Here is a 25,442-nt window from a genome sequence, read left to right as displayed (position 1 = left end):
CTCCCCGCAGGATGCGCGTTCCGGGTGGGTTTCCCGCTGTTCGCGGGGGCACACGTCCCGGGTCGGGGCGGTCAGCCGGGCGGCGGCAGCGGCTTGACCATCTGCTGGGCGGCGACGCGGAAGCCGAGGCTGTCGTAGAGCCGGATCGCCACGGTGTTGTGCCCGAACACGTTCAGCCCGAGCCGGTCGACGCCCAGCCGGGCGAGTTCGGCCTCGGCGAGCTGGATCATCCGCCGCGCGTGCCCCTGCCCCCGGTGGGCGGGATGCACCTCGATGTTGTGGATCCAGGCCATCGTGGGCCGGTCGGCGTCGGGCAGGGTGGTCCAGATCCAGCCGACCTCCTCGCCGTCGAGCAGGGCCACCCGCAGCAGGACGCCGGGGCTGGCCACCCCGTCGGGCAGCGACCGGCCGATCTGGGCCAGCGCCTCGGCCCGGGCCGCCTCCGGCGACAGTCCCCGGGCTTCGGCGAGGTTCTCGGCGTACGACCGTTCGAGCCCGACCCGCAGGCGGGCGAGCTGGTCGTCGGTCATCGGGGCCAGGGTGAGCGACACGCGACTCCTTCGGTTCTTCGGGACGGCCGGGGGCGCGTCGCCCGTCGCGCCCAGGCGGACGCCGTCAGTCGCGGGCGGCCCCGGTTCGCGGGGCGGCGCCGCCGACGAGGCGGGACACCAGGGCGGAAACCACCTCGTCGACGTCGAAGCCGGCGTCGATCGACGTGGTGAGCAGGTCGAGCAGCAACCCGTCCACCGCATAGTGGAGCAGGGCGATCTCGAACGCGCCACCCGGTAACCCGGCGGCCGCGTGGAACGCGACATCGTCGGCGTACCCCCGGCGGAGCACCTCGGCCAAGCCCCGGCCCAGCTCGGGGTGGCGGGCCGCCTCCAGCCGCAGCTCGATCAGCGCCCGGGTGACGTACGGCTCGCGGGTGGTGCGTTCGACGATGTAGCGGACGTAGTCGGTGGTGAGGTCGATCGACGGGTCGCGGGCGGCGAGCCGGGCGAGGACGGCCTCGTCGGGGGCGTACCGCTCGAAGACCCGCTCGCCGAGCGCGCCGAGCAACGCCTCGCGGGTCGGGAAGTAGTTGGAGGCGGTGCCGGTGGGCACGCCCGCCTCGGCATCGACGGCGCGGTGCGTGAGGCCCCGCGCCCCGGCGGCGGCGAGCACGCGCAGCCCGGCGTCGGCGAGCAGGGCGCGTCGTTGCGGGTTCCGGGCCATGTCGAACACCCTAGCAACAACCACGACAGGTGTAGTACGTTCCAACCACGACAGCAGTAGTGGTTGATGGGAGTCCCCTTGCGCAAGCTCGTGTACTACGTGGCCAGCACCCTCGACGGCTTCATCGCCGCCCCCGACGGGGCCTACGACTTCTTCCCCCTGGAGCCGGACGTGGCCGCCCACCTCACCGCCGGATGGCCGCAGACCTTCCCCACGTTCAGCCACCCGCAGCTCGGCATCGACCGGCCCACCGGCCGCTTCGACGCGGTGCTGATGGGGCGTGCCACCTACGATCCGGCGCTGCGCGTCGGCGTCACCAGCCCGTACGCCCACCTGCGGCAGTACGTCTTCTCCCGGTCGCTGCCGCCGTCGGCCGACCCCGGGCTGGAGGTCGTCGCCGGCGACCCGGTGGCCTTCGTCCGCGAGCTGAAGGGGCGACCCGGGGGCGACATCTGGCTCTGCGGCGGCGGGGACCTCGCCGGGCAGCTCCTGCCCGAGGTGGACGAACTCGTCGTCAAGCTGCACCCGATCGTGGCCGGCAGCGGCATCCCGCTGGCCGCCCGGGGCTTCGCGGCGCACCGGTTCACGCTGACCGGCACGCGGTCGTTCGACAGCGGCCTGATCCTCCTGCACTACGCCGCCGAGCCGGCCCCGTCGTCGGCGCCGACCGGCGCAGCGGACCCGGCGACATCGGGCCGGGCGGGCGTCACTGCGGAGGGCGCGCCGGGGCGGTGAGGAACGGCAGCACGGCGGCCGGCAGCGCGGGCGAGTCGAGCATCTCGTAGTGGGTCAGCCCCGGCAGGACGGCCAGCCGCGACGCGGGACGGTCGCTGCCGTCCCAGCCGGCGTCGCGGTGGCCGCCGCCGAGCAGCCCGAAGAACTCCGCCACGTGGCTGGTCGGGACCGAGTCGGCGTCGGCGAAGACCAGCAGGGTCGGGTTGGCCAGGGCGGCGACCTGCGCCGACCAGTCGTAGTCGCGGCGCAGCAGCTCCCCCGTCTTCGCCCACAGCGCCGGCCAGTCCTGCGGGCGGGGGGCGACCCGGGCGTACAGCTCGTGCGGCGGGGTGCCCCGCATCCGCTCCCCCGCCGCCGCGTCCTGGGCCGCCATCGCGGCCAGCACCTGCGGATACCACCCCCCGCTGCGGCACGGCGCAGAGACCACCACGAGGCGGCGCACCAGCGCGGGATGCTGGATCGCCAGGCGCAGCGCCACCCCGCCGCCCAGCGAATAGCCCAGCACGTCGGCCTCGCCGAGGCCCAGGTGGCGGATCAGCGCGGCGACGTCGTCGGCCATCGACTCGAACCGCAGGGGACGGTCGACGTCGGCGGTGCGGCCGTGCCCCTGGAGGTCGACCGTCACCACCCGCCGCCGGCCGGCGAACGCCGGCAGGAGCGGGGCGAACGACTCCGCCGCGCCGTATCCCCCGTGCAGCAGCACCAGCGGGCGGCCCGAGCCGTGCGCCTCGTGCCACAGCCGCAGGCCGTTGACCTCCGCGTAGCTCACCCCGGGCACCTCCGGCTCCGTCGACCGTCCCGCTTCCGATCCAACCCCAGCGGTACGACGTTCCGGCCCGGAAACTTCTCCGGAGTTTTCTGTTGGCGGCCCGCCCCCTCGCCACTCCCACCGGTGTCAACGCACACACACCCTCGGCCGGATCGCCCGCCGAGCTTCTCTGAGAGGTCGAACAGCATGCGAGAAGGATCGAACCGGAGCCGGTGGACGCGTCGCACGACCGCCGTGGGCGGGGCGGCGCTGAGCGCGCTCGTGCTCGGCCAACTGACCCTCACCGGGCCCGTGGCGGCGGTGCCCGGCCTGAGCATCAGGACGACGACCGGCCCCAGCAACTCCGTCGCGAAGTCGCAGAGCGCGACCTGCCCGACGGGCACCACGGTCATCGGCGGCGGCGGGGCGATCACCGGCTCCGGCCTCGGGCAGGTCGGCATGGACATCATGCTGCCGCTGGCCGGCGGAAGCGCGTACTCGGTGACCGGCCGCGAGGACGAGAACGGCGTCGCCGGCAACTGGGCGGTCACCGCGAGCGCGCTGTGCGCCCCCGCCCCCAGCGGCCTGGTGACCGTCTCCGGCAGCTCCGCGCCCAGCTTCGGCACGTCCAACTGGTTCGAGAAGTCCTGCCCCGCCGGCAAGCACGCCATCGGGGTCGGCGGCGCGGTCGTCGGGGCGTCCAACAGCGAGGTGATCCTGGAGGACCTGCGCATCCAGCAGAACAGTGTCGTGGTGGCCGGCGTCGAGGACGGCACCGGCTTCGCCGGCAGCTGGTGGCTCGACGCCACCGCGATCTGCGCCGATCCGCTCCCCGGCGAGCAGCGCGTCGTCGACGACAGCTCCTACAGCTCCACCGCCGTCCAGTCGGTGGTGGCCACCTGCCCGGCCGGGACCCGGGTGCACGGGGTCGGCGGCGAGATCCTCGGCGGCGAGGGCCAGGTGCGCCTGACCGAGATGCGGGCCACCTCCTCGACCGCGGTGACCGTCCGGGCCATGGAGGACGAGAACGGCTTCAGCAGCAATTGGAAGGTGCGCGCGTACGCGGTCTGCGCGAACTGACCCGGTCACGGCGGGCCGCCGGTCTCACCCCCGGCGGCCCGCGCCGTCGCGGCGGCGGGGCGTAAACCGCTTGCCGTACGGCGGGGGCGCGGCAAGATGACGGTGGAATCGCCGCGTGAATTCGTCCACAAACCGGGGAGCATCAGCAATGGCGGACAAGGCGTATCAGGTCATCGTGCGCGGCAGGTTCGCGCCGCTCGACGCCGGGCAACGGGCCGCGCTGCTCGCCCGCGCCGACGAGCACGACGTGTTCGCGGCGCGGTTCACGGAGGAGGGCACGGTGACCTACGAGCGTTCCCTGCTCGGGTTCACCTTCCGCTGCGTCGTCCGGGCCACGGCGGAGGACGCGGCGGAAGTGGTGACCGGCCGGGCGGAGGCGCTGGCCGCAGCCGCCGTGCGCGGGCTGGGCGCCGACCACGGCGACCTCACGTCGGTGGCGACGGACCTCGACAGCATCAAGGTCCGCCCCCGGGGACGCTGACCGCGACGACAGCGGGCCGGTTGGCGGTCTGAGCCCCGCCCGCCTTACGAGCCCGCCCGATCCGAGGTCACCGGGGCGGTGAAGAACTCGGCGAGCGCGTCGACCAGGTGGCGCGGGGCACGGTTGAGCGCGTCGTGACCCGCGCGCGGCACCACCAGGGTGCGGGCGTGCGGCAGGGCTCCCGCCAGGGCCTCGTTGGTCGGCCGGTAGTAGGGCGGCCCGGCCCCGCCGCAGGCCAGCAGCACCTCGGCGTCGATGCCGGCCCACTGCTCCGGCGGGCCGTCGTGGCGGAAGATCAGCGTCGTCTCGTCGAGAGTGGTGGGCAGCAGCTCGGCCATGGTGCGACCGATGGGCGTACGGATGAACAGCCGGCACATGGCGACCTGCAGGCCCAGCGGCAGGCGCGACGTGGCGGACTGGGTGTTGAGGCCGGCACCGGTGAGAGCCATGGCGCGGGCGAGGTCTCCGGCCCGCGCCGCGTCCCGGGCGGCCGGCAGCCACGCGGCCGGGAACAGGCCGTCGACCTGGACCGCCGCGTCGTAGAGGGCGAGCCGGTCGATCGGCAGGCGCCGCGCGGCGGCGCGCAGGGCGATGAAGCCGCCGCCGCTGTGGCCGATGACGTTGCGGGCCCCGGTGTGGGTCAGCAGCGCCGCGAGATCGTCGATGTCCTGCTCGCCGTCGTAGGGCTCGGCGCGCGCGGCCGCGTCGGCCCGCCCCCGGCGGTTGTAGAGGTGCACAGTGAGACGGTCGGCCAGCCGGATGGCCAGGCGTCGGTAGATCTCGATGGTGACACCGCCGCCGTGCACGACGACGATGCCCGGCTCGGCGCCGATGGAGTGGAGCACGATCTCGGCCCCGTCGGCTGCGGGCACCCGTTGCACGGTCCAACCCTGTTCCATGTCACCCTCCCCTAAACAGCGAACGTCGTTCGCAGTTTAGAGTGTAGCGGTGACCTCATCCCCCGAACCAGTGCGGCCGTCGATCTGGTCCCGCCCGGCTCGGGGCACGCGGGGCCCGGCACCGACGCACACCCGGGACGAGATCGTGGCCGCCGCGATCGCGATGGCGGACGCCGACGGCCTCGGCGCGGTCTCGATGCGGGCCGTCGCCACCGCGCTCGACACCGGCGCCGGATCGCTCTACCGCTACCTGACCTCCCGCGACGACCTGCTCGACCTGATGGCCGACCGGGCGGCGGGAGAGCTGCGCCCCTACCCGGAGGCCACCGGCGACTGGCTGGACGCGATGCTGCGCATCGCCCGCCGGCAACTGGAGTTGTACCGCAGGCACCGGTGGCTGGTGGAGATCCTGCCCCGGCCGACCGCCTTCGGCCCGGAGAGCCTGGCCTTCTTCGACCACTGCCTGGGGGTCCTGCGGCCGGTGCCGGCCGCGACCACCACCAAGTTCGAGGCGATCGCGATGACGACCGGCGTGGTGTCGCTCTTCGCGCGCAGCGAAGTCGCCGGCCCGCCGGCCCGCTTCGACGGGATCGACCTGGCGGCGTTCCCCAACCTGGCCTCCGCCCTCACCGCGCCGCAGGCGCCACCGGCACAGCGCGATCTGTTCGAGGCGACCGTACGCGGCGTCCTACGCGGACTGCTCGGCGACGCCGGGTGAGACCTGCGGGGCAGCCCGGAGGCTGAGCCGGGGCGCAGCGGGCCGCCGGCCCGTCGCCGGCTGGCTTGCCGCGCCATCGATAAAGCCCTATGGTTACTGGAAAGCGCTTTCCGTAACAGGGTGTTCATGATTGAAAGGCGGATCAGATGAGACGCAAAGTCGCTACCCGGTGGCTGGCCTGCGGTGCCACTGCGGTCGCAGGTGCCGTCGCCGCGCTGGCGCTGCAGGTCCCCCACGCCTCGGCCGCCACGAACCTGAGCATCGGTGCCGGCGCCGACGGCTCCAGCAAGGCCAGTGGCACCAGCTATGGCAACGTCATCGACGGCAACACCAGCACCTTCTGGTCGCCGAGCGGCTCGACCGGCACGATCTCGGTCAAGTGGGGCGGCGCCACCACGGTGTCCTCGGCCGTCATCGTGCAGGCCTCGGGCGGCGGCTCGATCAGCGGCTGGCAGCTCACGAACCACGACACGGGCGCCGTCCTGGCCAGCGGCAGCAGCGCCCCGAGCACCATCAACTTCTCCTCGACGTCGCTGAAGAAGCTCTCCTTCGTCATCACCAGCGCGTCCGGCGCCCCGCGGATCGCCGAGTTCGAGACGTACTCCAGCGGCGGGTCGACCCCGACCACCAGCCCCACCAGCGGTCCGACGTCCGGCCCCACCAGCAACCCGGGCGCGCCGACCGGCGCGTGGCCGTCGTCGGCCGGCTCGGTGAGCATCTCGGGCACGGTCAACGTCTCCGGCACCTTCGACGGCGGGATGAAGACCTACTGCTGCATCGGTGACGGTGGGCAGGGCGAGTCGCAGGACCCGATGTTCAAGATCGCCAACGGCGGCACGCTGCAGAACGTCATCCTCGGTTCGCCCGCCGGTGACGGCGTGCACTGCGAGGGCACCTGCACGCTGCGCAACGTGTGGTGGAACGACATCGGTGAGGACGCCGCCACCTTCAAGCAGACCAACGGCGGCACCTCCTACGTCATCGGTGGCGGCGCGCGCAGCGGCAGCGACAAGACCTTCCAGCACAACGGCAACGGCACGGTCAACATCTCCGGCTTCTACCTCAAGGGATCCGGCAAGCTGTACCGCGGCTGCGGCAACTGCACCACCTCGTACACCCGCCACGTGCGTATCGACAACGTCCTCGTCGACGACATCGACATGCTCGCCGGCATCAACAGCAACTGGAACGACACCGCGACGATCACCCGCGTGGTCGTCATCGGCTCGGCCACCATCTGCGGCAAGTACAAGGGCGTGCCCAAGGGCAGCGAACCCAGCTACCTCGGTGAGGGCTGGAACGACGCCAACTGCAAGGTCAACAGGAGTGACGTCACCTTCCGGTAGTCACTGCCGGCGGCCAGGTTCCCGATCTTCGGAGAAGTTTCCGCGCTGGTGGTGATGGGTGGGCGCGGCAGGTTTCGAACCTGCGACCCCTCGCTTGTAAGGCGAGTGCTCTCCCACTGAGCTACGCGCCCCGAACGCCCGCGCGGCGGGCCGGAGTCCGGCAAGCTTACCCTGCCGACTCCGGCCCGCCGCGCCGGTGTGCCCGTGGTGGGATCAGGCGGCGACCGCGTCGGCCAGCGCCTTGCGCCAGCCCTGCTGGTCGCGCGCCTCGCCCGGCATGTTCATCTCGGCGAACCGGACGGCGCCGGCCTTGTCGATCACGAACGTGCCCCGGTTGGCGATGCCCGCGACGTCGTTGAAGACGCCGTACGCCTGGGCGACCGCGCCGTGCGGCCAGAAGTCGGCCAGCAGCGGGAACTGGTAGCCCTCCTTCTCGGCCCAGATCTTGTGGGCGTAGACCGAGTCCACGCTCACGGTGAGCACCTGGACGTCGTCGTTGACGTACTCGTTGAGGTTGTCCCGCACCTCGCACAGCTCGCCCTGGCAGATGCCGGTGAAGGCGAGCGGGTAGAAGACCAGCAGCACGGTGCGCTTGCCGCGGAAGTCCGACAACCGGACCTCCTGGTTGTTCTGGTCCTTGAGCACGAAGTCCGGCGCCTCGGCGCCAACCTCGATCGGCATGCGAGCTCCTTGGGTCGATTCTGGAGGTGGCATCAGCCTGCCACACCCGAGGGCCGGGGCCACCGAGTGTGGCCGGCCCCACGGGCGGGGGCAGGTTCGGCTACTTCTTGGCCTTGGCGCCCCGGCGCAGCACGAGACGGGCACCGCTCCAGTCCCGGCCGGCGTTGACCGTGGACGTCTGTTGCAGGCCGGCGGTGGGCGCGGACTCCGCGATCTCGCTCGGCTCGACGTGGCCCTCCCGCCCGGCCTTGGGGGTCAGCAGCCACACGACGCCGTTGTCGGCCAGCGGGCCGAGGGCGTCGACGAGCAGCTCGAAGAGGTCACCGTCGCCGTCGCGGTACCAGACCAGCACCGCGTCGACCACCTCGTCGGTGTCCTCGTCGACCAGCTCTCCACAGCGGTCGGTCAGGGCGTCCCGGAGATCCTGGTCGACGTCCTCGTCGTACCCCATCTCCATGACGACCATCCCCGGCTCGATACCGAACCGGTCCGCCAGGCTGCGTACCCCGTCGGCGGCCTGACCAGCGGTCGCGCTCACTGTCGCGTGCCTCCTCATCTCGTCCCTGCTCGCGGCGTCGCGGTGACGCCGTCAGGCAAAGTCCACACACTCGCGGCCCCCCGCGCAAGTGGCGCACCGGGTGGAACGGAATTTACCGTGCCAGCAGCGTACGGGCACCCTGGGTGATGGCATCCTCGGTGACCAGCACCGCACGCGCTGCCGGACCTAATGGTACAAACGAGTCAACTGAGGCCACCCGGCGTGCCGCACCGACGAACCCGCCGTCGACCAGCGCCGCGAGCACCCCCTCGCCGACCCCGCCGGAGCGGCGGGTCTCGTCCACGACCAGCACCCGGCCGGTCACCGACGCCTCCCGGACGATGTCCGCGACCGGCAGCGGGGCGATCCAGCGCAGGTCGACGACGCGGCTGCCGATCCCCTCGTCGGCGAGGGTGGCGGCGGCGCGCAGCGACATCGGCACCCCGTTACCGAAAGTGACGATCGTGACGTCCTCGGCGGAGCCGACGCCGTACACCCGGGCCCGGCCGACCGGCGCGTGGCCGGCGGCCCACGCGCCCGGCCCGGCGTAGTCGGCCAGCCATTCGCCGTCGCCCTCCGTGTAGAGGTCGCGGGTGTGGTAAAGCGCGATCGGCTCCACCAGCACGCAGACGCTGCCGTCGACGGCCGCGCTCGCCAGGCAGGTACGCACCATCGCGGCGGCGTCGTCCGGCCGCGCCGGCACCGCGATCACCAGCCCGGGCACGTCCCGCAGCACGGCCAGGGAGTTGTCGTTGTGGAAGTGCCCGCCGAAGCCCTCCTGGTACGCCAGCCCCGGCACCCGCACCACCATCGGGTTGCGGAACGCCCCCGAGGAGAAGAACCGCATCGTCGCCGCCTCGCCGCGCAGCTGGTCCTCGGCGTTGTGCAGGTACGCCAGGTACTGGATCTCCGGCACCGGCAGCAGCCCGGCCAGCCCGGCGCCCAGCCCGAGCCCGAGGATCGACGTCTCGTCGAGCAGCGTGTCGAAGACCCGGGCCGCGCCGTACCGGTCGCGCAGGCCCTTCGTCACCCCGTACACCCCGCCCCTGGCGGCGACGTCCTCGCCGAAGACGACCATCCCGGGGTGGTCGAGCATGCCGTCGGCGAGGGCGGCGTTGATGGTCTGCGCCAGGGTGAGCGGGCCGGCCGCCTCGGGCAGCCGGCCGCCGAACACGTCCGCGCGGGCCGCCGCGCCGGGCCCGCCGGCCCGGGTCGCCGCGTCGGCGACCGCGCGGGCCACCCGGGCCGGGCGGCGGGGCGCGGTCTCGGCGACCACCTCGGCCGCGGAGGCGAGTTTCGGTTCGCCGAGCACCTCCTCGGCGATGCGGCGTACCTGCCAGCCGCGCTCGTCGTAGCGGGCCAGCAGCTCGTCGGTCGTGGCGACGCCCGCCGCCACGAGCAGCCGGGCGGTGGCCAGCAGCGGGTCCCGGTCCAGGTCCGCGGCGATCTCGCCGGAGCTGCGGTACGCGGCCTCGGCGTCCGCGCCGGCGTGCCCCATCAGCCGTACGGTGCTCAGGTGCAGCACGGCCGGCCGCCGGTGCCGGCGCACCCAGCCGGCCGCCTCCACGGCCGCCTCGTACGCCTGCACGGGGTCGGTGCCGTCGGCGGAGAAGTAGCGGATGCCCGGCTTGGACCGCAGGGTCGCCTCCACCCAGCCCTTCGGGGACCGGACGCTGATGCCGAGCCCGTTGTCCTCGCAGACGAAGAGCACCGGGATGCGCAGGCCGGTGTGGTCGTACCAGCCGGCGGTGTTGAACGCGGCGGTGGCGCTGGCGTGGTTGACCGAGGCGTCGCCGAACGAGCAGACCACGATGGCGTCCGGCGGCCACGGAGAGCGGGGCGGCTGCCCGACGTCGCCGAGCGGGTCCGCGCCGGCCCGCCGCCCGGCCGGGTCGCGGCGGCGCAGCCGTTCCAGGGCCAGCCCCGCGCCGACCGCCCGGGGCAGGTGCGAGGCGATGGTGGAGGTGGTCGGGACGATCGCGAGATCGGCCCGGCCGAAGACCTTGTGCCGGCCCCCGGCGATCGGCTCCCGGGCCGAGGCGACCATCCCGCGCAGCACGTCCCGGGCGGCACCGGCGTACGCGTCCGCCCGCCCGGCCGCACCGTCGCGGCCCGCCGCCGGGTCGTCGGCCGTGCCGTCCGCGGCCTCGCCACCTGTCCCCGCCTCCGCCCTGGCCTCGACCTCGGCCGGGGTCCCGGCCGCGGGCGGCGTTCCCTCCGCCTCGGGCCCCGCGGGTGCCGCCTCGGGCGGCGCGGCCTGCGCCCCGGGCGTCGACGCGTCGGTCTCCCCCTCCGGCCCGGGGAAGGCGACCTCCCCGGCGGCCTGGGCGGCGCGGAGGCAGTAGAACGCGCCCGAACGGTAGTGCAGCAGGGCCGGGTCGCCGGGGCGCAGCGCGGCGGCGACCGCGGCGTTGCCCTCGTGGCCGGCGGAGCCGATGGTGTAGAAGCCCTCGCCGAAGCTGCGCAGCCACCGCCCGGCGAGGTCCAGCTGCCGGCTGGTGACCTGGGCGTCGAAGAGGTCCAGCAGTTGCGCCCCGGTCAGCGGCGCGCCGTCGTGGACCCGCTCGGCCGGGTCACGTCGCCGGGGCGCGGCGGCGAGCCCGGCGAGGGCCTCCCGGAACCGGTCGTCGAGATCTTGCGGGGTGGTCACGTCCGACAGCATTACCGACGCGGCGGCCGGTCGCCCACTCAGACACGTCCGCCCGGGGCGGGTCACCGTCGCCGCCGGCCCCGGCGGCGCGTCACCGCGGGGCGCGCTCCCCTGGGCAGTCGCCGTCGGCGACCTTCCACATCAGCTCGTGCAGGGTGGCCAGCTCGGCGTCGCTGAGCCCGGCGAGGAGTCGGGAGTCCGACATCACCCGCTCGACGCGGTCGCGCATCCGCCGGCCCGCCTCGGTGACCACGAGGGTCTTCTGCCGCCGGTCGGTCGGGTCGGCCCGGCGCTCCACGAGGCCCGCCTGCTCCAGCTTGTCGACCAGGGTGGTGACGTTGGAACGGTCGCAGCGCAGCTGGTCGGCCAGAGTTCGGGCCGGCAGCGGGCGGTCCGGGTCCAGCACGTGCAGCGCCCGGGCGACGGCCGGGGTCAGGCCCAGCCCGGCCACCCCGGCCTCCTGCCGGTGCCGGATGGCCGAGGCGACGTGCATGATCCGGCGTACGGCGGCACCGGCCAGGTCGACGCGGCCACCCGAGGGAGGCCCCGCCTCGGTGGGGATGCGCTGCGCCATGCCGCAATCGTACGCCCAGCGCAACTGTTGACCACCTCCATCAGTTTGGCCGCCCGACCGCCCGGCGGGTGTTAACAGGGGGCCCTTGTTCGACAAAAGGCGATAACAAGGGGCCCTTCCTTTCACCTCACGGCCATCGGCGGGCGCGACGCTCCCCGGAGTCGAACAACACGGACTCTGGGGAGGAAACCGTGACACTGTCCCGACGTACGATCCTGCTCTCCGGCGCGGCGGTCGGCGCGGTGGCCGGGCTGCCCGTGGCGGCCGGCGCGGCGGCGGCCCGCCCGCTGCGGCAGGACCCGTTCACCCTCGGGGTGGCCTCCGGCGACCCGGACCACGAGGGTTTCGTGCTGTGGACGCGGCTGGCCCCGCAGCCCCTCGCGGAGGACGGCCTGGGCGGCATGCCGGCGCGACCGGTGGCGGTGACCTGGGAGGTCGCCGCCGACGAGGGGCTGCGACACGTGGTGCGGCGCGGCGTGGCGCAGGCCCGACCCGAGTCGGCGCACAGCGTGCACGTGGAGCTGGGCGGGCTGCTGCCGGGCCGGGAGTACTTCTACCGGTTCCGGGCCGAGGGGTACGCGTCCCCGGTCGGGCGCACCCGCACCGCGCCGGCGCCGGGAACCCTGCCGTCGGCCCTGGCGATGGGCTTCGTCTCCTGCTCGCAGTACGAGCACGGATACTTCACCGCGTACCGGCGGCTGGCCGAGACCGAGCCGGAGCTGATCCTGCACCTGGGCGACTACCAGTACGAATACGAGAAGGGCACGTACACGGTGCCGGGCGGGAACCCGCGCGACCACGAGGGCCCGGAGACCCGGACGCTGGCGAACTACCGGCAGCGGCACGCCCAGTACAAGACCGACACCGACCTGCAGGCGGCGCACGCGGTGGCCCCCTGGGTGGTGGTCTTCGACGACCACGAGGTGGAGAACAACTGGGCCGACGAGGTGCCGGAGGCCCCCGACCCGGACTTCCTCGCCCGGCGGGCGGCGGCGTTCCAGGCGTACTACGAGAACATGCCGCTGCGGCGGACCTCGCTGCCGCGCGGCATCGACATGCAGTTGTACCGGCGGGTGCGCTGGGGCCGGCTGGCCACGTTCCACATGCTCGACACCCGGCAGTACCGCGACGACCAGGCGTGCGGCGACGGATACAAGGAGTGCGCCGCGGCGGCAGACCCGGCCCGGTCGATCACGGGGGCGGAGCAGGAGGCGTGGCTGCTCGACGGGTTCCGCCGCTCCGACGCGCGCTGGGACATCCTGGGCCAGCAGGTCTTCTTCGCGCAGCGGGACAACAGCTCGGGGCCGCTCACGGTCACCAGCATGGACGCCTGGGACGGGTACGTGGCCTCCCGGGACCGGATCACCCGGGGCTGGCTGGCCGCCGGGGTGCGCAACCCGGTGGTGCTCACCGGCGACGTGCACGCCCACTGGGCCAGCGACCTCAAGCTCGACTACGCCGACCCCACGTCGCGCACGGTCGGCAGCGAGCTGGTCTGCTCCTCGGTCACGTCGACCGGCGACGGCGCGGACTCGCCGACGGGCTCCCACCCGTGGTTCGCGTTCAACCCGCACCTGCGCTTCCAGAACAACCTCCGGGGGTACGTCCGCACGACGATCACCCCGGCGCAGCTGGCGGCCGACTTCGACGTGGTGCCGTACGTGAGCCGGCCGGACGCCCCGGCGTACACCCGGGCGACGTTTGTGATCGAGGACCGGGTGCCGGGCCTGCACCAGACGTACGACCGGCCGCCGGCACCGGCCGCGCGCACCGCCCCGGGGGCCGGGGCGGACCTGGGCCGGCAGACGGTGGAGGCGGAGACCCTGCGGCCCTGACCGGGCGGCCGGCGCGGGCCGACGCGCGGTCAGCCGGGCGCGCCGGCGGGCGGTCAGCCGGGCGCGCCGGCGGGCGGTCAGCCGGGCAGGAACGAGAAGCGGACCTTGCGGGTGGGGTTGTCGCCGTTGGTGTCGACCAGGCAGATGGACTGCCAGGTGCCGAGCGCGAGCCGCCCGTCGATCACCGGCAGGGTCGCGTACGGCGGGACGAGGCCGGGCAGCACGTGGTCGCGCCCGTGGCCGGGCGAGCCGTGCCGGTGCCGCCAGCGGTCGTCGGTGGGCAGCAGGTCGTCCAGCGCCCGGAGCAGGTCGTCGTCGGAGCCGGCCCCGGTCTCGATGACGGCGAGCCCGGCGGTGGCGTGCGGCACGAAGACGTGCAGCAGGCCGTCGCCGGCGCCGGAGACGAACCGTTCCGCCTCGGCGGTGATGTCCCGGACGGTCGGTCGGGAGCCGGTCTGGACGGTGATCACCTCGGTGCGCATACGGCGCATTCTGCCGCCGGAACCCGGGGCCTGTCAGCCGGGACCCGGGTCGCGGCCGGGCTTCCGTCAGCCGGGAGCCGGCCGGGCCTGCCTCAGCCGGGGCCCGGGTCGCCGGACCAGCCGGTGCCGGCGTCGCCGGCGTGGAAGTCGGCACCGGGCTGGCCCGCGCCCGCGCCGTACGCGCCGGAGCCGTACGAGGCGGCGGGGTCGCCGGTGGTGGTGGCGTAGCCGTAGCGGGCGCTCCGGCCGCCGGTGCGGTTGAGCAGCACCAGGCCCGCGGCGAGCAGGGCCAGGCCGAGCAGCCCCACGGGGGCGGCGTCGAGTCGGCCGCCGGCGAGGCCGAGCACCGACAGCAGCAGGGTGAGCGCTCCGGCCAGCACGAGTGCGCTCGCCACGGCTCGCAGCATCGTCATGGGTCGACGGTAGGAGATGGCCGCAAGCAGCCATAAGTTACCGACGGGTACCTGTGTTGAGCGTCGCGTCTGGGGGAGGCAGACGTGACGAAAACCGTCGGTAGAAGGCAGGATGAACGTCTAGAGACCTATCCCACACACAACCGAGGGAACGCCTGTGGCCACGGAACGCAAGCGCCCGGTGATCACCGCCGGTCTGCCGAGCCAGCTTCCGGACATCGACCCCGAAGAGACCGGCGAATGGGTCGAGTCGCTGGACGGTGTCATCGACGAGCGCGGAACCAAACGCGCCCGGTACGTGATGCTGCGCCTGCTGGAGCGCGCGCGGGAGCGCCAGGTCGGGGTGCCGTCGCTGACCACCACCGACTACATCAACACCATCCCGCCGGAGCGCGAGCCGTGGTTCCCGGGTGACGAGCACATCGAGCGGCGGATCCGGGCGTACATCCGGTGGAACGCGGCGATGCTGGTGCACCGCGCGCAGCGCCCCGAGATCGGCGTCGGCGGGCACATCTCGACGTTCGCCAGCTCCGCGTCGCTCTACGAGGTGGGCTTCAACCACTTCTTCCGGGGCAAGGACCACCCGGGCGGCGGCGACCACATCTTCTACCAGGGTCACGCCTCGCCGGGCATGTACGCGCGGGCGTTCCTGGAGGGGCGGCTGAGCGAGAACCAGCTCGACGGGTTCCGCCAGGAGCTGTCCCACCCGGGCGGCGGGCTGCCGTCGTACCCGCACCCGCGGCTGATGCCGGACTTCTGGGAGTTCCCGACCGTCTCGATGGGCCTCGGCCCGCTGAACGCGATCTACCAGGCCCGGTTCAACCGCTACCTGCACCACCGGGGCATCAAGGACACCTCGCAGCAGCACGTGTGGGCGTTCCTCGGCGACGGCGAGATGGACGAGGTCGAGTCGCTCGGCGCGATCGGCGTGGCCGCCCGCGAGGAGCTGGACAACCTCACCTTCGTGATCAACTGCAACCTGCAGCGGCTCGACGGGCCGGTCCGGGGCAACGGCAAGGTCATGCAGGAGCTGGAGGCGTTCTTCCGGGGCGCCGGCTGGAACGTCATCAAGGTGGTCTGGGGCCGCGAGTGGGACCCGCTGCTCGCCGCCGACACCGACGGCGCGCTGGTCAACCTGATGAACAGCACGCCCGACGGTGACTACCAGACCTACAAGGCGGAGTCCGGGGCGTACGTGCGGGAGCACTTCTTCGGCCGCGACGCGCGCACCCGCAAGATGGTCGAGGGGCTCACCGACGACGAGATCTGGAACCTCAAGCGGGGCGGGCACGACTACCGCAAGCTCTACGCGGCCTACAAGGCGGCGATGGAGCACACCGGCCAGCCGACGGTGATCCTGGCCAAGACGATCAAGGGCTGGACGCTCGGCTCGCACTTCGAGGGCCGCAACGCCACGCACCAGATGAAGAAGCTGACGCTGGACGACCTGAAGCTCTTCCGCGACCGGCTCTACCTGGACATCTCGGACAAGACGCTGGAGGAGAACCCCTACCTCCCGCCGTACTTCACCCCGGGCGAGAAGTCCGAGGAGATCGCCTACCTGCGGGAGCGCCGGGAGCAGCTCGGCGGCTACCTCCCGTCGCGGCGGACCGCCGGCCGGACGCTGGCGATCCCGGGCAGCGAGCGGTTCTCCGACGTCAAGCGGGGCTCGGGCAAGCAGAAGGTGGCCACCACGATGGCCTTCGTCCGCCTGCTCAAGGACATCATGAAGGACAAGGAGTTCGGCAAGCGCTGGGTGCCGATCATCCCGGACGAGGCCCGCACGTTCGGCATGGACTCGCTCTTCCCGACGGCGAAGATCTACTCGCCGCACGGCCAGCGCTACACCTCGGTCGACCGGGAGCTGTTCCTGTCGTACAAGGAGGCGACGACCGGTCAGATCCTGCACGAGGGGATCAACGAGGCCGGCTCGGTGGCCTCGTTCACCGCCGCCGGCACGGCGTACGCCACGCACGGCGAGCCGATGATCCCGCTGTACATCTTCTACTCGATGTTCGGCTTCCAGCGCACCGGCGACGGGTTCTGGGCGGCGGCCGACCAGATGGCACGGGGCTTCGTGCTCGGCGCGACCGCCGGGCGCACCACGCTCAACGGCGAGGGCCTCCAGCACGAGGACGGCCACTCGCTGCTGCTCGCCGCCACCAACCCGGCGGTGGTCGCCTACGACGCGGCGTTCGCGTTCGAGCTGGCGCACATCATGGAGAACGGCCTGCACCGGATGTACGGCGAGCAGCCGGAGAACATCTTCTACTACCTGACCGTCTACAACGAGCCGATCCACCAGCCGGCCGAGCCGGCCGACGTGGACGTCGAGGGGCTGCTCAAGGGCATCTACCGCTACTCCCCCGCTCCGAAGGTCGAGGGCGACGGGCCGAGGGCCAACATCCTGGCCTCCGGCACGGGCATGCAGTGGGCGCTCAAGGCGCAGCAGCTGCTCGCCCAGGACTGGGGGGTGGCCGCCGACGTGTGGTCGGTGACCTCCTGGACGGAGCTGCGCCGCGACGCGGTGGAGTGCGAGGAGCACAACCTGCTCAACCCGGGCGCGGAGCAGCGGGTGCCGTACATCCAGCGGAAGCTGGCCGACGCCGACGGGCCGAAGGTCGCGGTCAGCGACTGGATGCGCGCCGTACCGGACCTGATCGCCCGCTGGGTACCGGGCGACTACACCTCGCTCGGCACCGACGGGTTCGGCATGTCCGACACCCGGCACGCGCTGCGCCGGCACTTCCACGTCGACGCCGAGTCGGTGACGGTCGCGACGCTGCGGCAGCTCGCCCTGCGCGGCGCGGTGCCGGCACAGGTCCCGACCGAGGCGGCGAAGAAGTACGCCATCGATGACGTCAACGCGGCACCGGTCGGCGAGACCGGCGGCGACAGCTAGGTCGCGGCAGCGACCCGAGGGGCCCGGCGCGGAGCGCCGGGCCCCTCGGCGTGTCGGGGACGATATGACCCGACCGGTATCCCCCACCACCTTGTCCCGACCACCGAGGCGAATCCATCCTTCTCGATAAAATCGCTGACGGTAGGAGGCGCCATGCGAGTCGTCCGAATCGGAGTCGCCCTGGCGGTCGGCGCCCTCGCGGCGTCACTGCTCGGGTCGGGCCAACCCCTGGTCGCGCACTCGCCGGACACCCCGGCCGGGCGCGCCTCGGCGCAGGAGTTCATGGCCCAGCGGGAGCCGACCCACCGGTTGGCGGCCCAGGCGGCGGCGACCTGCACCAACGGTCAGGCCGCCGGCTACCCCTGCCGCAACGTCGACCTGCTGTCGTTCCTGCCGCTGGCCGACATCGGCGGCAGCCAGGCCAACGACATCTGGGGCTGGACCGACAGCCTGACCGGCCGGGAGTACGCGCTGGTGGGGCGGCGCAACGGCACCTCGTTCGTCGACGTGTCCAACCCGACGGCCCCCGTGTACCTGGGCAACCTGCCCGCCTACCAGAACCGCACCGCGATCTGGCGCGACATCAAGGTCTACCGCGACCACGCGTACGTGGTGGCCGACGTGTCGGGCCACGGGATGCAGGTGTTCGACCTGACCCGGCTGCGCGGCGTCACCGCCCCGCAGACCTGGACGGCGGACGCGCGGTACGGCCAGTTCGGCAACGCGCACAACATCGCCATCAACGAGGAGACCGGGTACGCGTACGCGGTCGGCACGAACACGTGCAGCGGCGGGCTGCACATGATCGACATCCGGACGCCGAAGTCGCCGGCCTCGGCCGGCTGCGTCAGCACCGACGGATACACCCACGACACCCAGTGCGTGGTCTACCGGGGCCCGGACACCGCCTACACCGGGCGGGAGATCTGCGTGAACTCCAACGAGGACACCGTGACCGTGGTGGACGTGACCACCAAGTCGGCGCCGCGGCAGCTCTCCCGCATCGGTTACACCGGGCGGGCGTACACCCACCAGGGGTGGTTCACCGGGGACCAGCGGTACTTCCTCCTCGACGACGAGCTGGACGAGTCCCGGCGCGGGGTGAACACCCAGACGTACCTGTGGGACCTGGCCGACCTCGACGCGCCCCGGCACATCGGCACCTACAGCGCGCCCGCCGGGGTGACTGCCACCGACCACAACCAGTACGTCAAGGGCAGATACAGCTACCAGGCCAACTACCGGGCGGGGTTGCGCATCCTGGACCTGGCCGAGGTGGCCAGTGGGCGGGCGACCGAGGCCGGCTACTTCGACATCTACCCGTCGAGCAACAGCAACTCGATGAACGGGGCGTGGAGCACGTACCCGTACTTCCCCAGCGGGATCATCGTGGTCAGCGGCATCGAGCAGGGCCTCTTCGTCCTCGCGCCCCGGCTGCCGTGACGACGACGCAACGCCGGCTGGTCCTGCTGGGGGCGCCCCCACCCGGGCGTCCCCGGCAGGGGGACGCACAGGCCCCACCCCCGGCCGGTCGGGCCGCCCGGGCCGTGGCGGCGGGGCTGATCCTCGCCCTCACCCTCGCGGTCGGCTTCGCGGCGGGCCGGTTCGGCGGCCCGCCCGCCACCGTACGGTCGGCGACGCCCGGTCCGGTCGGGCACGCCGACCACGAGCCAGCCGGGTTGCAGCTGTCCCGGGACGGCTACACCCTCGCCCTGGACACCACCACCCTGACCGCCGGCCGGGCCGGGAAGCTGGCGTTCCGGATCACCGACGCGGCGGGCCTGCCGGTGACCGCCTTCCAGCCCGTCCACGAACGGCTGATGCACCTGGTGCTGGTGTCGCGGGACCTGACCGACTACCAGCACGTGCACCCGGAGCTGGACGCGGACGGCACCTGGCGGGCGGCGGTCGGCCCGGCGGCTGCCGGGCCGTTGCGGGCGATCGCCGACTTCTGGCCGGTCGGCGCGGCGCGGCAGGTGACGCTCGGGGCGGACGTCGCGGTGCCCGGCCGGTACGCGCCGAGGCCGCCGGAACAACCCCAGGAGACCGTCGTCGTCGACGGGTACACCGTCACCCTCGACGGCGGCCTACGCCCGGGCGAGGCGAACCAGGTCCTGGTGTGGCTGGGGCGCGACGGCCGGCCGGTGAACGACCTGCAACCGCACCTGGGCGCGTACGGGCACCTGGTCGCGTTGCGCCACGGCGACCTGGCCTACCTGCACGTGCACCCGGCGGCGGCGAGCCGGCCCAGTTCCGTGGTGGCGTTCGGGATGCAGGTGCCCTCGGCGGGCACGTACCGCCTCTTCTTCGAGTTCCGGCACCTCGACGAGGTACACGTGGCCGCGTTCACGGTGACGGCCTGACGGCCCGCGCCGGGCAGTGTGACGGCGGTGGTCCGTCTCGCCCCTGGCCGGGACGGGTCGGGCCACCGCCGTCGCGGATGGCGCTGTGAGACGTGCCCCGCTCAGCCGACGGCGGCCAGGTCGGTCAGCCGGGCCAGCGAGTCCTCCAGGTCGGCGCCGACCCGCCGCAGCCCGAGCCGGAGGAGGGCGGCCTTGACCGGGCCGGCGGGCCAGCGTACGACGATGAGCCGCACGATGGTCCCGCCCTCCTCCTCGTCTGCGGTGAGCTGGACGTAGATCTCGGTGCGGGCCTCGGCCCGGGCACCGGCGCCCTTGGCGCGCTCCCGCCAGCCGATCAGGGTCGGCTCCTGGAAGGCGATCACCTCGGCCTCGTGCGCCGACCCGCGCCCGGCCTGGACCAGTTGTCGCCGGCCGAAGCCCTCCCCCGAGAGGACCTCCGCCGCGCGAACTCCCGCCAGCCAGGCCGGCAACTGCTCGGCCCGCTGCACGACTTCCCAGACCGCTTCCACCGGCGCCATCACGTGCGCACTGCGTTCCACGAGGATCATTTCGTTCTTTCCCCCACTGAGGACATCCGCGATATTCGTCACTCTATGCGCCAAATCGGACTCAATCGGACAACTTTGGAAAAGACACGCCGAAAACCCTTGCGCCCCGATCGCCGCCGGCCTATGGCGCAAACTCCCGCCGCGGCCTAGAGTCCGAACACGTTTCACGTTCGCCGGCTGCCCGGCCGGCATCGTGGGACGTCGCGCGTCCCGCGCCCGCGGACGCGCCGGCCCCTGCCGCCTGGAGAGCGCATGACCACCGAGCCGCTGCCCGAGTTCCCGGCCGGATTCCGCTGGGGAGTCTCCACCTCCGCGTACCAGATCGAGGGCGGGGCGACCGCCGCCGGCCGGGGGCCCTCCATCTGGGACACGTTCGCGCACACCCCCGGGCTGATCGCCGACGGCAGCACCGGCGACGTCGCCTGCGACCACTGGCACCGGCACGCCGAGGACGTCGCGCTGATGGCCGGGCTCGGGGTGTCGGCGTACCGGTTCTCGGTGGCCTGGCCCCGGGTCCAGCCCGGCGGCACCGGGCCCGCCAACGCCGCCGGCCTCGACTTCTACGACCGGCTCGTCGACGACCTGGCCGCCGCCGGGATCGACCCGGTCGCCACGCTCTACCACTGGGACCTGCCGCAGCCCCTCCAGGACGCCGGCGGCTGGCTGCACCGGGACACGGCCGCCCGGTTCGCCGAGTACGCCGACCTCGTCGCCGCCCGGCTCGGCGACCGGGTGAAGCTGTGGATCACCCTCAACGAGCCGTTCATCCACATGAGCCTCGGCTACGGCACCGGCGAGCACGCCCCCGGTCAGACGCTGCTGTTCGACGCGTTCCCGGCGGCCCACCACCAGCTCCTCGGGCACGGGCTGGCCGTCGCCGCGCTGCGCGCCCGCACCGGCAGCCCGGTCGCCATCGCCAACAACTACTCGCCCGTGCGCCCGGCCGGCGACACCGACGCCGACCGGGCCGCCGCCGCGGCGTACGACGCGCTGCACAACCGGCTGTTCACCGACCCGCTGCTCGGCCTCGGCTACCCCGACCTGCTCGACCTCGACCCAAGGCTCGTGCGCGGCGACGACCTGGCCGTCATCGCCGCGCCGCTCGACGTGCTCGGCGTCAACTACTACAACCCCTCGGGGGTACGCGCGCCCGAGCCCGGCTCGCCGCTGCCGTTCGAGCTGGTGGAACTCGCCGGGTACCCGCGCACGGCCTTCGGCTGGCCGGTGGCCCCCGACGGGCTGCGCGAGCTGCTCACCGGCCTGCGCGACCGCTACGGCGACCGGCTGCCCCCGATCCAGGTCACCGAGAACGGCTGCGCCTACGACGACGTACCCGATGCCGACGGCCGGGTCCACGACCCGGACCGGATCGCCTACCTCGACGCCCACCTGCGCGCCCTGCGGGCGGCGATCGACGACGGCGTGGACGTCACGGGTTACTTCGTCTGGTCGCTGCTGGACAACTGGGAGTGGGCGGAGGGCTTCACCAAGCGCTTCGGCCTCGTGCACGTCGACTTCGGCACCGGGGCGCGCACGCCCAAGTCGTCGTACGCCTGGCTGCGCGACGCCGTGACGCGGCCCGGCACGGCCGCCGCCGCGCCCGGCGAGACCGCCGCCGCGCCCGGCGAGACCGCCGCCGCGCCCGCCGCCCGCCGCGTCACATCCGACGCGGAGTAGTGCCGTGACCACCGTCGACCCGACACCGGCATCGCTGCCCGCCGCGCTCGCCGAGCCGACCGTCCCGGTGCGGCGGAGCTGGATCGCGCTGATCTTCGCGGCGAACCTCGGGGTGTGGATGGCCTTCTTCACCCCGATCCAGGTGCTGCTGCCCCAGCAGATCGAGCGGATCGCCCCGGGCGACAAGGAGGCCATGTTCGCCGTGGTCACCGGCCTCGGCGCGCTCGCCGCGGTGCTGGCCAACCCGCTCGCCGGGGCGCTGTCGGACCGCACCTGCCTGCGGGTGGGCGGCCGGGAGCTGGGCCGCCGGCACGTCTGGACGGCCGGCGGCGCGGTGCTCGGCGCGCTCGCCCTGGTGCTGCTGGCCCGGCAGGACACCATCGCCGGGGTCGCGGTCGGCTGGGTGGCCGCCCAGGTCTGCTTCAACGCGATGCTGGCCAGCCTCACCGCCGGCATCCCCGACCGGGTGCCGGTGCTGCAGCGCGGCGGCGTCTCCGGCTGGGTGGGCATCCCGCAGTCGCTGGGCCTGGTGCTCGGCGCGGTGCTGGTGACGGCGGTGGTGACCGGCAACGCCGCCGGGTACGCCACGATCGCGCTGGCCGTGCTGCTGCTGTCGCTGCCGTTCGCGCTGCTCACCGCCGACGACCCGCTGCCCCGGGCGCACCGCCCGCCGCTGCGGGTGGGCGCGCTGCTCGCCTCGATGTGGATCAGCCCGCGCCGGCACCCGGACTTCGCCTGGGCCTGGCTCACCCGGTTCCTGGTGCAGCTCGGCAACGCGCTGGGCACGCTGTACCTGCTGTACTTCCTCGCCGACGGGGTGCGCTACCCCGACCCCGAGGGCGGGCTGCTGGTGCTGATCCTGCTCTACACGCTCGGGATGATCCTCACCGCCGTGGTCTCCGGCCGGCTCTCCGACCGCTCGGGCCGGCGCAAGGTCTTCGTGATCACCTCCGGGCTGGTGATGGCCGTGGCCGCACTGCTGCTGGCCGTCGCGCCGGTCTGGCCGATGGCGATGGTCGCGGCGGTGCTGCTCGGCGCGGGCTACGGCGTCTACCTGTCGGTGGACGCGGCGCTGATCACCGAGGTGCTGCCGGCGGCCACGAACCGGGCCAAGGACCTCGGGGTGATCAACATCGCGAACAGCGCGCCGCAGGTGCTCGGTCCGGCGCTGTCCGCCCCGATCGTGGTGCACCTGGGCGGCTACCCCACCCTGTACGCGGCCACCGCAGCGGTCACCCTGCTCGGCAGCGCGCTCGTCGTCAAGATCCGTGGCGTGGCGTGACGGGTGATGGCGTGACGGGTGATTGCAGGGGGCCCTTCCTATACAGAATGCGTTAACAAGGGGCCCCTCCTTAAACCTCTTCCCGGCGGCCGTAGGCTGGGGACGTGACGGTACGTGTACGCTTCGCCCCCTCCCCGACCGGAATGTTCCACGTCGGCGGCGCCCGCTCGGCCCTGCAGAACTGGATCTTCGCCAGGCAGCAGGGCGGGGTGTTCGTCCTCCGCGTCGAGGACACCGACGCGGCCCGCAACAGGCCCGAGTGGACCGAGGGCATCCTGTCGGCGCTGGACTGGATCGGCATCGCCCGGGACAGCTACGAGGGCCCCTACTTCCAGTCGTCGTACGCCGCCGAGCACCGGGCCGCCGCGCAGCGGCTGCACGAGGGCGGCCGGGCGTACTACTGCGACTGCACCCGCGAGGCCGTGCAGGCGCGCACCGGCTCGCAGTACGCCGGCTACGACGGCTTCTGCCGCGACCGGGGCCTGCCGGCCGGCGAGGGGCGCGCGCTGCGGTTCCGCACCCCGGACACGGGCGAGACCGTGGTGGTCGACCTGATCCGGGGCGAGCCGACGTTCGAGAACAGGCTGATCGAGGACTTCGTCATCGCCCGGGGCGACGGCTCCCCGGTGTTCCTGCTGGCCAACGTGGTCGACGACATGACCATGGGGATCACCCACGTGATCCGGGCCGAGGAGCACCTGCCCAACACGCCGAAGCAGCAGCTGCTGTGGGACGCGCTGGGCGTCAAGCCGCCGGTCTGGGCGCACGTGCCCGTGGTGGTCAACGAGAAGCGGCAGAAGCTGTCCAAGCGGCGCGACAAGGTCGCCTTGGAGGCGTACCGGGACGAGGGCTACCTCGCCGACGCGATGCGCAACTACCTGATGCTGCTGGGCTGGGCCCCGTCCGGCGACCGGGAGATCGTGCCCTGGTCGGTGATCGAGGACGAGTTCCGGCTGGAGGAGGTCAACCCCTCCCCCGCGTTCTTCGACGAGAAGAAGCTGCGCGCGTTCAACGGCGACTACATCCGGGCGCTGCCGGTCGACGAGTTCGTGGCCGCGTGCCGGCCGTGGCTGACCGGCACCGACACGATCGCCCCGCCGCCGTGGCAGCCGGAGGAGTTCGACGAGGCCGCGTTCGCCGCCGTCGCCCCGCTGGCCCAGACCCGCATCGCGGTGCTCAGCGAGATCGTGCCCAACGTCGACTTCCTCTTCCTGGCCTCGCCGAGCATCGAGGAGGCCGCGTGGGCGAAGGCGATGAAGGAGGGCGCGGCCGAGCTGCTCGACGCGACGGTCGCCGCGTACGAGGGGCTCGCGTCGTGGGACGCCGAGTCGCTGAAGGCGACGCTGGAGGCGGTCGGCGCGGAGCGCGGCCTCAAGCTCGGCAAGGCCCAGGCGCCCGTCCGGGTGGCGGTCACCGGCCGCACCGTCGGGCTGCCGCTGTTCGAGTCGCTGGAGGTGCTGGGTCGCGAGCGCACCCTCGCCCGGTTGCGCGCCGCCCGCCTGCGCCTGCCCTGATCGGGTACGCGACCGTAGGGGCCCGCCGGTGGACCGGCGGGCCCCTACGCGTCCTGCCCGGGGTCGGTCAGGTGCCGGCGCGACGGCGGCGCACGGCGAACCCGACGGCAGCGGCGGCGACCAGCAGCACGCCACCGCCCAGCGCCCAGAGCCAGCCGGGCGGGCCCCCGTCGGTCGACTCGCTGGCGGCCGGCACGGCGCTGCCGGCGCCCTCCGGGGTCGCGGCGGCCGACGACGGCGCGGCGGCGGACGGGGCGTCCGACGGTGGGACGGACTCCGGCGCGGCGGCCGACGGCGACGGGGACTCGGCCGGGGTGCCGGTGGTGAGGGTGAACCGCACCTCGCCCTTGATCGGGTGGCCGTCGGCGGATCCGAGCTGGTAGCCGACGATGTAGAGGCCGGCCCTGCCGGGCGCGAACGGGATCCGCACCCGCGTTCCGGAGAACGTCGGCTCCCCGTCGAGGGCGGCCACGTTGTCCGGCCCGGTGACTGTGATCTTCGTCGTACCCGGGTTCGGTTTCGCCAGGAACCGGAGCTCGATCAGCTCCGGCGCGGTGGCGATCCGCGCGCCGTTGGCCGGGTTGCTGCCGCTCAGTGAGTTGTGCGCGGCGGCCGGCGCGGCCGGGAGCACGAGCGACACACCGAGCGCCACGCCGAGCACGGCCAACCAGGTACGCGCCACTCGTGGGAACCTGCCCCCCATGTACACCTCCGTAAAGGTACTATCCGCCCGCTGATCTACGGCCGATTGATTAGTCGAG

General features: G+C 73.3%; 24 protein-coding genes and 1 tRNA gene. 12 read left to right on the top strand and 13 right to left on the bottom strand.

What is annotated here, in order from left to right; genetic code table 11:
* Positions 1-71: 71 nt before the first annotated feature.
* Positions 72-551 (bottom strand): GNAT family N-acetyltransferase, encoded by a 480-nt coding sequence (locus tag ACVMYR_RS16195; protein WP_077938896.1) that lies wholly within the window; start codon positions 549-551, stop codon positions 72-74.
* 64 nt (positions 552-615) lie between these two features.
* Complete coding sequence (locus ACVMYR_RS16190; protein ID WP_077938902.1) at positions 616-1,215, bottom strand: TetR/AcrR family transcriptional regulator; 600 nt, start codon at positions 1,213-1,215, stop codon at positions 616-618.
* Between the two features lie 66 nt (positions 1,216-1,281).
* On the opposite strand from ACVMYR_RS16190, the gene ACVMYR_RS16185 reads away from it, so the two are divergent.
* Positions 1,282-1,950 (top strand): dihydrofolate reductase family protein, encoded by a 669-nt coding sequence (locus ACVMYR_RS16185; protein WP_457122146.1) that lies wholly within the window; start codon positions 1,282-1,284, stop codon positions 1,948-1,950.
* On the opposite strand, the gene ACVMYR_RS16180 is transcribed toward ACVMYR_RS16185, so the two are convergent.
* Positions 1,922-2,719, bottom strand: a complete 798-nt coding sequence (locus tag ACVMYR_RS16180; protein WP_077938894.1) for an alpha/beta fold hydrolase — start codon at positions 2,717-2,719, stop codon at positions 1,922-1,924. The genes ACVMYR_RS16185 and ACVMYR_RS16180 overlap by 29 nt on opposite strands.
* Before the next feature lie 186 nt (positions 2,720-2,905).
* On the opposite strand from ACVMYR_RS16180, the gene ACVMYR_RS16175 reads away from it, so the two are divergent.
* Both ACVMYR_RS16175 and ACVMYR_RS16170 read left to right on the top strand, forming a co-directional pair.
* The gene (locus ACVMYR_RS16175; protein WP_144082712.1) at positions 2,906-3,778 is read left to right on the top strand and encodes a hypothetical protein; all 873 of its coding nucleotides are present in this window, start codon (positions 2,906-2,908) and stop codon (positions 3,776-3,778) included.
* A 148-nt stretch (positions 3,779-3,926) separates the two neighbouring features.
* Positions 3,927-4,259, top strand: a complete 333-nt coding sequence (locus ACVMYR_RS16170) for a DUF6204 family protein (RefSeq protein WP_077938892.1) — start codon at positions 3,927-3,929, stop codon at positions 4,257-4,259.
* A 44-nt stretch (positions 4,260-4,303) separates the two neighbouring features.
* On the opposite strand, the gene ACVMYR_RS16165 is transcribed toward ACVMYR_RS16170, so the two are convergent.
* Positions 4,304-5,158 (bottom strand): alpha/beta fold hydrolase, encoded by an 855-nt coding sequence (locus ACVMYR_RS16165; protein WP_457122145.1) that lies wholly within the window; start codon positions 5,156-5,158, stop codon positions 4,304-4,306.
* 49 nt (positions 5,159-5,207) lie between these two features.
* On the opposite strand from ACVMYR_RS16165, the gene ACVMYR_RS16160 reads away from it, so the two are divergent.
* Both ACVMYR_RS16160 and ACVMYR_RS16155 read left to right on the top strand, forming a co-directional pair.
* A complete protein-coding gene (locus ACVMYR_RS16160) occupies positions 5,208-5,876 on the top strand; it encodes a TetR/AcrR family transcriptional regulator (protein WP_457122144.1) in 669 nt (222 codons plus the stop codon).
* A gap of 146 nt (positions 5,877-6,022) precedes the next feature.
* Positions 6,023-7,222, top strand: coding sequence for a pectate lyase (locus tag ACVMYR_RS16155; protein ID WP_077938889.1), 1,200 nt, complete (start codon positions 6,023-6,025; stop codon positions 7,220-7,222).
* 59 nt (positions 7,223-7,281) lie between these two features.
* Here ACVMYR_RS16155 and ACVMYR_RS16150 read toward each other — a convergent pair.
* The 5 genes from ACVMYR_RS16150 to ACVMYR_RS16130 all read right to left on the bottom strand — a co-directional run bounded on the left by ACVMYR_RS16150 (position 7,282) and on the right by ACVMYR_RS16130 (position 11,665).
* Positions 7,282-7,353, bottom strand: a tRNA-Val gene (locus tag ACVMYR_RS16150).
* Positions 7,354-7,435: 82 nt separating this feature from the next.
* Positions 7,436-7,903 carry a peroxiredoxin gene (locus tag ACVMYR_RS16145; protein WP_077938888.1) on the bottom strand — a complete coding sequence of 156 codons (468 nt, stop codon included), beginning with the start codon at positions 7,901-7,903 and terminating at the stop codon, positions 7,436-7,438.
* Positions 7,904-8,003: 100 nt separating this feature from the next.
* Complete coding sequence (locus ACVMYR_RS16140) at positions 8,004-8,441, bottom strand: DUF3052 domain-containing protein (RefSeq protein WP_043966983.1); 438 nt, start codon at positions 8,439-8,441, stop codon at positions 8,004-8,006.
* 112 nt (positions 8,442-8,553) lie between these two features.
* Positions 8,554-11,103, bottom strand: coding sequence for a transketolase C-terminal domain-containing protein (locus ACVMYR_RS16135; RefSeq protein ID WP_457122143.1), 2,550 nt, complete (start codon positions 11,101-11,103; stop codon positions 8,554-8,556).
* A 79-nt stretch (positions 11,104-11,182) separates the two neighbouring features.
* Positions 11,183-11,665 carry a MarR family winged helix-turn-helix transcriptional regulator gene (locus ACVMYR_RS16130; protein WP_077938886.1) on the bottom strand — a complete coding sequence of 161 codons (483 nt, stop codon included), beginning with the start codon at positions 11,663-11,665 and terminating at the stop codon, positions 11,183-11,185.
* 191 nt (positions 11,666-11,856) lie between these two features.
* Between ACVMYR_RS16130 and ACVMYR_RS16125 the strand changes: the two genes are divergently transcribed.
* The gene (locus ACVMYR_RS16125; RefSeq protein ID WP_457122142.1) at positions 11,857-13,500 is read left to right on the top strand and encodes an alkaline phosphatase D family protein; all 1,644 of its coding nucleotides are present in this window, start codon (positions 11,857-11,859) and stop codon (positions 13,498-13,500) included.
* 77 nt (positions 13,501-13,577) lie between these two features.
* Here ACVMYR_RS16125 and ACVMYR_RS16120 read toward each other — a convergent pair whose 3' ends face one another.
* Together ACVMYR_RS16120 and ACVMYR_RS16115 are read right to left on the bottom strand one after the other, a co-directional pair.
* Positions 13,578-13,982, bottom strand: a complete 405-nt coding sequence (locus ACVMYR_RS16120) for a secondary thiamine-phosphate synthase enzyme YjbQ (RefSeq protein WP_176734070.1) — start codon at positions 13,980-13,982, stop codon at positions 13,578-13,580.
* A 92-nt stretch (positions 13,983-14,074) separates the two neighbouring features.
* A complete protein-coding gene (locus ACVMYR_RS16115; protein WP_077938883.1) occupies positions 14,075-14,395 on the bottom strand; it encodes a hypothetical protein in 321 nt (106 codons plus the stop codon).
* 157 nt (positions 14,396-14,552) lie between these two features.
* Between ACVMYR_RS16115 and aceE the strand changes: the two genes are divergently transcribed.
* The 3 genes from aceE (at position 14,553) to ACVMYR_RS16100 (ending at position 19,660) form a co-directional block, all read left to right on the top strand.
* Positions 14,553-17,297, top strand: a complete 2,745-nt coding sequence (aceE, locus tag ACVMYR_RS16110; RefSeq protein ID WP_077938882.1) for a pyruvate dehydrogenase (acetyl-transferring), homodimeric type — start codon at positions 14,553-14,555, stop codon at positions 17,295-17,297.
* 153 nt (positions 17,298-17,450) lie between these two features.
* Complete coding sequence (locus ACVMYR_RS16105; RefSeq protein ID WP_396787759.1) at positions 17,451-18,740, top strand: choice-of-anchor B family protein; 1,290 nt, start codon at positions 17,451-17,453, stop codon at positions 18,738-18,740.
* A complete protein-coding gene (locus tag ACVMYR_RS16100; protein WP_077938880.1) occupies positions 18,737-19,660 on the top strand; it encodes a hypothetical protein in 924 nt (307 codons plus the stop codon). Before ACVMYR_RS16105 ends, ACVMYR_RS16100 begins: the two co-directional genes overlap by 4 nt.
* A gap of 101 nt (positions 19,661-19,761) precedes the next feature.
* On the opposite strand, the gene ACVMYR_RS16095 is transcribed toward ACVMYR_RS16100, so the two are convergent.
* The gene (locus ACVMYR_RS16095; protein WP_043966977.1) at positions 19,762-20,208 is read right to left on the bottom strand and encodes an SRPBCC family protein; all 447 of its coding nucleotides are present in this window, start codon (positions 20,206-20,208) and stop codon (positions 19,762-19,764) included.
* 252 nt (positions 20,209-20,460) lie between these two features.
* On the opposite strand from ACVMYR_RS16095, the gene ACVMYR_RS16090 reads away from it, so the two are divergent.
* From ACVMYR_RS16090 to gltX, 3 genes are all read left to right on the top strand, one after another.
* On the top strand, positions 20,461-21,885 hold the full coding sequence (locus tag ACVMYR_RS16090; protein WP_457122141.1) for a GH1 family beta-glucosidase: 1,425 nt from the start codon (positions 20,461-20,463) through the stop codon (positions 21,883-21,885).
* A 4-nt stretch (positions 21,886-21,889) separates the two neighbouring features.
* On the top strand, positions 21,890-23,167 hold the full coding sequence (locus ACVMYR_RS16085) for an MFS transporter (protein WP_077938878.1): 1,278 nt from the start codon (positions 21,890-21,892) through the stop codon (positions 23,165-23,167).
* Between the two features lie 104 nt (positions 23,168-23,271).
* Positions 23,272-24,681, top strand: coding sequence for a glutamate--tRNA ligase (gene gltX / locus ACVMYR_RS16080; protein ID WP_457122140.1), 1,410 nt, complete (start codon positions 23,272-23,274; stop codon positions 24,679-24,681).
* A gap of 67 nt (positions 24,682-24,748) precedes the next feature.
* On the opposite strand, the gene ACVMYR_RS16075 is transcribed toward gltX, so the two are convergent.
* Positions 24,749-25,384, bottom strand: coding sequence for a copper resistance CopC family protein (locus ACVMYR_RS16075; protein WP_457122139.1), 636 nt, complete (start codon positions 25,382-25,384; stop codon positions 24,749-24,751).
* Between the last annotated feature and the right edge of the window lie 58 nt (positions 25,385-25,442).

The sequence above is a fragment of the Micromonospora sp. PTRAS2 genome (assembly GCF_054052245.1).
Note: the sequence above shows the minus strand (reverse complement) of the source record. Positions and strands in the feature narration are given on the sequence as shown.